Origin of the sequence: Actinomadura logoneensis (assembly GCF_003428695.1) — a bacterium.
Lineage (GTDB): Bacteria > Actinomycetota > Actinomycetes > Streptosporangiales > Streptosporangiaceae > Spirillospora > Spirillospora logoneensis.
On the sequence record NZ_QURH01000595.1, the window covers coordinates 1 to 2020 of the forward strand.

General features: G+C 74.2%; 2 protein-coding genes. One reads left to right on the forward strand and one right to left on the reverse strand.

Going from position 1 to position 2020, the window contains the following annotated elements:
- Nucleotides 1-135: 135 nt before the first annotated feature.
- A complete protein-coding gene (locus DZF91_RS24515) occupies nt 136-1563 on the reverse strand; it encodes an alpha/beta fold hydrolase (RefSeq protein WP_117359634.1) in 1428 nt (475 codons plus the stop codon).
- 261 nt (nt 1564-1824) lie between these two features.
- On the opposite strand from DZF91_RS24515, the gene DZF91_RS24520 reads away from it, so the two are divergent.
- On the forward strand, nt 1825-2020 hold a 196-nt coding region (locus DZF91_RS24520; RefSeq protein WP_235834522.1), incomplete at its 3' end, for an aldehyde dehydrogenase family protein.

Genomic DNA, 2020 nt, shown 5'->3' on the forward strand with positions numbered 1-2020 from the left:
CGCCGTCCGGACGGACATGATCCGTCCGGACGGCGGCGTCCCACGTGTGCGGACGTGCGTGGACGTCCACCTCGCACGAGATCCGTTGATCCCTCGACACCTCGGCCGTCAAGACATGCCGACCGCCAACGCGCGTCAGTCGTTGAGGAAGGCGTAGACGGCCTCGCGCCCCTGCGTGCCGCGCTCGCGGTTCTGGATGGAGTGGCTCGCGCCCTTGACGACGACGAGCCTGCCCTTCGGAGCGTTCGCGAGTTCCTCCCGCGCCCACTCCAGCGGTGTGGACAGGTCGCGGTCGCCGTTCAGGACGAGCACCGGCACCGGCGGCAGCTTCCGCTTGGCCTCGGTGTTGTGCTGCGCGACCGGCCAGGTCAGGCACTCCTGGATGAAGCCGTCGCCGACGGCGGTTTCGGAGGTGAACGGCCACGTGGCGCTGGCGGGCAGGTGGCGGCGGGCGTACTCCAGCGCCGCCGGACGACGCTCCACGGGAGTCTCCGACGTCCCCCAGGGGAACACGCCGTCACCGCAGATGGTGGCCTCGTGCAGTCCCGCGCTGAAGCCCGCGACGGGGTCGCCGCCCGGCGCCATCAGCTTCATCAGCGCGTCCAGCCTGGTCGGGTCGCCCTGCCGCGCGGCGTGCATCGCGCCCACCACGTCGCCGGAGCCGGCGGGCAGCCCGGGCGGGTTCGGGTCGCGGTAGGTCGGGTCGAAGAACTCGTACGAGACGAGCGCGTCCCACAGCAGGACGGCGTCCTTGCGATGGCGCGCCAGGTACGCGACGTCCCGCGCCGGGTCGAACCCGCAGGCGGGCGCGGTCCGGCAGGCGTCGCGCAGCACACGTGCCACGGCGCGCTGCCCGGTCGTGTAGAGCATCTGCTCGCGGTTCGGGTCGGTGTGCGGCAGCACCGAGTCGAGGACGGCCTTGGCGACATGGCCGGGATGGAAGGCGGCGTAGTTCGCCGCCGTGAACGAGCCGTAGGACACGCCGTCCACGACCCACTTGTCGACGCCGAGCGCGCTGCGGAACATGTCCAGGTCGCCGACGGTCTGGTCGGTGGTGTAGTAGCCGCGCCGGTCGCCCTGGACCGACGCGCACTCGGCCACCGCGTCGCGCGTCGGCGGGGCGATGTCGGAGCTGCCGACCTGCGCCTGCAGCTTCGGGCAGTCGATCGCGCCGAACTGCCCGGTGCCGCGCTGGTCGATCACCACGAACCGGTAGTTCTTCGCCAGTTCCGGCAGCCGCTGCCGGGTCATCCGGGTCAGGTACGGCACGCCCGGCTGGCCGGGGCCGCCCGTCAGGAACAGCAGGGTGCCCTTGGGGGCGGCGGTGAAGTCGGACATCCCGACCTGGAGGTCGAGGGTGCCCCGGGCCGGGTTCCGGTGGTCGAGCGGCACCCGGAGCGTCGCGCACGTGAAGCCCGGCTGCCCGTCGCACGGATGCGGGTCGATGAGGCCCGGCCGGTGCGCGGGCGCCTGCGGGGAGCGCGCGGACGCCGCCGTTCCGGTGCCCGCCGCCAGGGCCACCGTCAGACCCGCGACGAGCGCCGCGGAGAGTCGTGATCGCATGTGCTGGATGATGTCCCGCCCGTCCGGCCGCGCCCAGCGGCCCTGCCGGAACCGGCCACCTGCCGCCCGACTCCGGCCACCGGCCCCCACCCAGGTCGGACGGGCTCGACTCCCCCGGAAATCCCGCGGAATCCCCCCGGAACCCCCTCGGCCGCCGCCGGGCGGCCCGGCGCCATGGAACGCTCCGGTCCGCGGGTCCGGCGGGGTGGTGGCGGCCGGTCGGGGGGTGAATACTGAACCTCGTTCGGTAAAGGTGCCGAGGTGGGAGGTTCCGTGGCCGGGTACACGATGACGATCGGCGGGGAGGCCGTCGCGGCGGCCGGGACGTTCGGGGTGGTGAACCCGGCGACCGGCGAGGTCGCCGAGCGGGCCCCGGACGCGACGCGCGAGCAGCTCGACGCGGCCATGGACGCGGCGCACGCGGCGCGGGCGGGCTGGCGGGCCGACGAGCAGGCGC